Below are 4589 nucleotides of genomic sequence, written 5' to 3'. Positions count from 1 at the left end.
GTACATCGGCACGATCTCGGTGGCCAGGGTGCGGTCGTCCGTTCACCGCCCCGCACGGACGGCGCCCCGTCTGTGCTAGGCTGGTGAGCTTGTATGGGCCGAATCGTCTGCCTGTGCAACCCACAGCTCTTCGTGCCAGCGCATAATGACCGCGTGCAGGGCGCCCCCGTGCCACCTGGTGGCGGGTTCAGATGCTCCTGGCATGGAGGGCTGGGCCCGGTCCGGCGTGCGCCGGGGGAGGGCACATCATCCGACAAGCTGTTCCGCAAGGCCCGCACCGTGCTCTCGATCGGTGTTGGAACCGGCGTGACGACAGGAGTAATCAGTGATTCAGCAGGAGTCGCGACTGAAGGTCGCCGACAACACGGGTGCGAAGGAAATCCTCACCATCCGTGTTCTCGGTGGATCCGGACGTCGCTACGCAGGCATCGGCGACATCATCGTCGCCACCGTCAAGGACGCGATCCCCGGCGGCAACGTGAAGAAGGGCGACGTGGTCAAGGCCGTCATCGTCCGCACCAAGAAGGAGCGCCGTCGTCCGGACGGCTCCTACATCAAGTTCGACGAGAACGCCGCAGTGATCCTGAAGAACGACGGTGACCCCCGTGGTACCCGCATCTTCGGCCCCGTGGGCCGTGAGCTGCGCGACAAGAAGTTCATGAAGATCATCTCGCTGGCCCCGGAGGTGCTCTGACCATGGCGAAGTTCAAGATCAAGACCGGCGACCTGGTGCAGGTCATCTCCGGCAGCAAGGACAACAAGGGCAAGCAGGGCAAGGTCCTGCGCGTGATCCCCGAGACCTCCCGCGTGGTCGTCGAGGGCGTCAACGTCATGACCCGCCACCGCAAGGCCTCCATGCAGGGCGAGGCCGGCGGCATCGACAAGGTCGAGGCCCCGATCCACGTGTCCAACGTGGCGCTCGTGGACCCGGAGACCAACAAGCCGACCCGCGTCGGCCACCGCACCGAGACCGTGGAGCGCGACGGACGCCAGAAGACCGTCCGCGTCCGCGTCTCCAAGAGCACCGGCAAGGACCTGTGATGACCGAGACCACTGAGATCAGCGTGTCCCCGCGCTTCAAGGACAAGTACCAGGAGACCGTCGTCCCCGCGCTGCAGGAGCAGTTCGGCTACGGCAACGTCATGGAGATCCCGCGCGTCGTCAAGGTCGTCGTGAACATGGGTGTCGGCGACGCCGCCAAGGACTCGAAGCTCATCGACGGCGCCGTCCGCGACCTCACCGCCATCACGGGCCAGAAGCCGCTCGTGACCCGGGCGAAGAAGTCCATCGCGCAGTTCAAGCTCCGCGAGGGCATGCCGATCGGCGCGCACACCACGCTGCGCGGCGACCGCATGTGGGAGTTCCTCGACCGCCTGGTGACCCTTGCCCTGCCGCGCATCCGCGACTTCCGCGGTCTGTCGGACCGCCAGTTCGACGGCAACGGCAACTACACCTTCGGCCTCACCGAGCAGTCCATGTTCCACGAGATCGACCAGGACCGCATCGACCGGGTCCGCGGCATGGACATCACGGTGGTCACCACCGCGAAGACCGACGACGAGGGCCGTGCGCTGCTGAAGGCGCTCGGTTTCCCCTTCAAGACCAACTAATCTCGCTACGTTCCAGGTCCGCACCGGGCGCCCGCTGGGCGCCGCCGGGTACGGAAACCGGGACGAGGAAGGGCACGTGCCCCCAAAATGACAATGACAGATCCTGTCGCGGACATGCTGACGCGTCTGCGCAACGCCAACTCCGCCTACCACGACTCCGTGAGCATGCCGTACTCGAAGCTCAAGGCCCGCGTGGCGGACATCCTCAAGGCCGAGGGCTACATCGCGGACTACAAGGAGGAGGCGGCCGAGGTCGGCAAGACCCTCACGCTGTCCCTCAAGTTCGGCCCCAACCGGGAGCGCTCCATCGCGGGCGTCCGGCGCATCTCCAAGCCGGGCCTGCGCGTCTACGCCAAGTCCACCAACCTCCCCAAGGTCCTGGGCGGCCTGGGCATCGCCATCCTGTCCACCTCTTCCGGGCTGCTGACCGACAAGCAGGCCGCGAAGAAGGGCGTGGGCGGCGAAGTCCTCGCCTACGTCTGGTAACCCGGAACAGAAAGGAAGAGAACATGTCACGTATCGGACGTCTCCCCATCTCTGTGCCGGCCGGTGTGGAGATCACAGTCGACGGCAACGTCGTCTCCGTCAAGGGCGCCAAGGGCGAGCTGCAGCACACCGTTGCCAGCCCGATCTCCGTCGCGCTCGAGGACAGCACCCTCACCGTCACCCGACCCGATGACGAGCGCGAGTCCCGCTCGCTGCACGGTCTCACCCGCACCCTGATCGCCAACATGATCCAGGGCGTCACCCAGGGCTACTCCAAGGGCATCGAGATCGTCGGCACCGGCTACCGCGTGCAGGCCAAGGGCCAGGACCTCGAGTTCGCCCTCGGCTACAGCCACCCGATCACCTTCAAGGCGCCGGAGGGCATCTCGTTCGCCGTCGAGGGCGTCAACAAGCTCTCGGTCAACGGCATCGACAAGCAGCAGGTCGGCGAGGTCGCCGCCAAGATCCGCAAGCTCCGCGCCCCCGAGCCCTACAAGGGCAAGGGCGTGCGGTACGCCGGCGAGCAGATCCGCCGCAAGGCCGGAAAGGCTGGTAAGTAACCATGGCTCTGAAGATCAAGGGCAAGTCCAAGGCCGCCGCCCGCAGCCGCCGCCACGTCCGGGTGCGCAAGCACCTGGCCGGCACGGCCGCGCGCCCGCGCCTGGTCGTCAACCGCTCGGCCCGCCACGTGTTCGTCCAGGTCGTCGACGACACCCAGGGTGTCACCGTCGCCTCGGCCTCCACCATGGAGGCCGACCTGCGCGGCGCCGACGCGGACAAGACCGCGAAGGCCAAGCGCGTGGGCGAGCTCGTGGCCGAGCGCGCCAAGGCCGCCGGTGTCGAGTCCGTCGTGTTCGACCGCGGCGGCAACAAGTACCACGGTCGCGTGGCGGCTGTCGCCGACGGCGCCCGCGAAGGAGGTCTGGCACTGTGAGCGAGCAGAACAACGAGAAGGAAACCCAGGTGACGGAAGCCAGCACTGCCTCCACGGAGGCGACCGGGGCCCAGCAGACCACCGAGCCCAACCGCTCCCAGGACTCCCGCGGTGACCGCGGGGGCCGTGGCGAGCGCGGGGGCCGTGGCGAGCGCGGCGGTCGTGGTGAGCGCGGCGGTCGTGGTGGCCGCGGCGGCCGCGAGGAGGAGAAGGACAAGTTCCTCGAGCGCGTCGTGACCATCAACCGCGTCTCCAAGGTCGTCAAGGGCGGTCGTCGCTTCAGCTTCACCGCCCTCGTGGTCGTGGGTGACGGCAACGGCATGGTCGGCGTCGGCTACGGCAAGGCCAAGGAGGTGCCGGCGGCGATCTCCAAGGGCGTCGAGGAGGCGAAGAAGAACTTCTTCCGCGTCCCGCGCATCGAGGACCGCACGATCCCGCACCGCGTGCAGGGCGAGGCCGCCGCAGGCGTCGTCATGCTCCGCCCGGCCACCCCGGGTACCGGTGTGATCGCCGGTGGACCGGTCCGCGCCGTGCTCGAGTGCGCCGGCATCCACGACGTGCTGTCGAAGTCCCTCGGCTCGTCGAACCAGATCAACATCGTGCACGCAACCATCGAGGCGCTCCGCCAGCTCGAGGAGCCGGCGGCCGTCGCGGCCCGTCGTGGGCTGCCGATGGACGAGGTCGTCCCCGGGCCGTTGCTGCGCTCGATCCAGAAGGCAGGTGCCTGATGTCCGGCAAGCGTATCCAGCCCGACGGCGCGGAGCTGCGCATCACGCAGGTCCGGTCCGTGGTCGGCCAGAAGCAGAACATGCGCAACACCCTGCGGTCCCTCGGCCTCAAGCGGCCGGGCAACGTCGTGGTCCGCAAGGCTGACGGCGTGACCGCGGGCATGGTCAACACCGTCGCCCACCTGGTCAAGGTCGAGGAGGCCAAGTAACCATGGCAGAGAACACTGCTGAGAAGAACGAGAAGGTGCACGCCCTCAAGGTGCACCACCTGCGTCCGGCCCCGGGCGCGAAGACCGCCAAGACCCGCGTGGGTCGCGGTGAGGGCTCCAAGGGCAAGACCGCCGGCCGCGGCACCAAGGGCACCAGTGCCCGGTACCAGGTCAAGGCGGGCTTCGCGGGCGGGCAGCTGCCGCTGCACATGCGCCTGCCCAAGCTGCGCGGGTTCAAGAACCCGTTCCGCGTGGAGTACCAGGTCGTCAACCTGGACAAGCTCACCGAGCTCTTCCCGGAGGGCGGCGAGGTGACCGTCGAGTCGCTCGTGGCCCGCGGAGCGGTCCGCAAGAACCAGCCCGTCAAGGTGCTGGGCTCCGGCGACATCGCCGTCGCGGTCAACGTGACGGCGCACGCCTTCTCGGGCTCCGCCGCCGAGAAGATCGCCGCCGCCGGCCAGCAGCACGCACACCCGCTGCCCCACCGACCAGCCGCGCACCCCGGCCCCGACCGCCGCCACGGTGCCCGAACACTCCAGGCCCGGATACGGCGAGGCCCCGGGCGGCGGGTCGTCGGCGCGGCCGATCCCAGCCGGTGCGTGCGGACGGTCTCGAAGAGGTC

Annotated in this window: 8 protein-coding genes and 1 pseudogene; all 9 read left to right on the top strand. The window is 68.4% G+C overall.

Annotated features, from left to right (window positions below):
* The first annotated feature begins 325 nt into the window (after positions 1-325).
* A complete protein-coding gene (rplN, locus tag ACFU0Y_RS17220) occupies positions 326-694 on the top strand; it encodes a 50S ribosomal protein L14 (protein ID WP_017833306.1) in 369 nt (122 codons plus the stop codon).
* Positions 695-696: 2 nt separating this feature from the next.
* The gene (rplX, locus tag ACFU0Y_RS17215) at positions 697-1041 is read left to right on the top strand and encodes a 50S ribosomal protein L24 (RefSeq protein WP_380216031.1); all 345 of its coding nucleotides are present in this window, start codon (positions 697-699) and stop codon (positions 1039-1041) included.
* A complete protein-coding gene (gene rplE / locus ACFU0Y_RS17210) occupies positions 1041-1610 on the top strand; it encodes a 50S ribosomal protein L5 (RefSeq protein ID WP_017833308.1) in 570 nt (189 codons plus the stop codon). Before rplX ends, rplE begins: the two co-directional genes overlap by 1 nt.
* An 87-nt stretch (positions 1611-1697) precedes the next feature.
* A complete protein-coding gene (rpsH, locus tag ACFU0Y_RS17205) occupies positions 1698-2096 on the top strand; it encodes a 30S ribosomal protein S8 (RefSeq protein WP_017833309.1) in 399 nt (132 codons plus the stop codon).
* Positions 2097-2119: 23 nt separating this feature from the next.
* Positions 2120-2656: a 50S ribosomal protein L6 gene (rplF, locus tag ACFU0Y_RS17200; RefSeq protein ID WP_380216028.1), complete on the top strand. Its 537-nt coding sequence runs from the start codon at positions 2120-2122 to the stop codon at positions 2654-2656.
* Between the two features lie 2 nt (positions 2657-2658).
* Positions 2659-3030 carry a 50S ribosomal protein L18 gene (gene rplR / locus ACFU0Y_RS17195; protein ID WP_368820400.1) on the top strand — a complete coding sequence of 124 codons (372 nt, stop codon included), beginning with the start codon at positions 2659-2661 and terminating at the stop codon, positions 3028-3030.
* Positions 3027-3758: a 30S ribosomal protein S5 gene (gene rpsE / locus ACFU0Y_RS17190; protein ID WP_380216026.1), complete on the top strand. Its 732-nt coding sequence runs from the start codon at positions 3027-3029 to the stop codon at positions 3756-3758. Before rplR ends, rpsE begins: the two co-directional genes overlap by 4 nt.
* Positions 3758-3967 (top strand): 50S ribosomal protein L30, encoded by a 210-nt coding sequence (rpmD, locus tag ACFU0Y_RS17185; RefSeq protein ID WP_344119400.1) that lies wholly within the window; start codon positions 3758-3760, stop codon positions 3965-3967. The genes rpsE and rpmD overlap by 1 nt, the downstream gene beginning before the upstream one ends.
* A gap of 2 nt (positions 3968-3969) precedes the next feature.
* Positions 3970-4425: pseudogene (rplO, locus tag ACFU0Y_RS17180) on the top strand (50S ribosomal protein L15); the annotation flags it as partial.
* Positions 4426-4589: the final 164 nt, after the last annotated feature.

It is taken from the genome of Kocuria sp. NPDC057446 (assembly GCF_042802875.1).
Classification (GTDB): domain Bacteria; phylum Actinomycetota; class Actinomycetes; order Actinomycetales; family Micrococcaceae; genus Kocuria.
The sequence above is the reverse complement of the archived record's forward strand: the minus strand, read 5'-3'. Positions and strand labels throughout refer to the sequence as shown.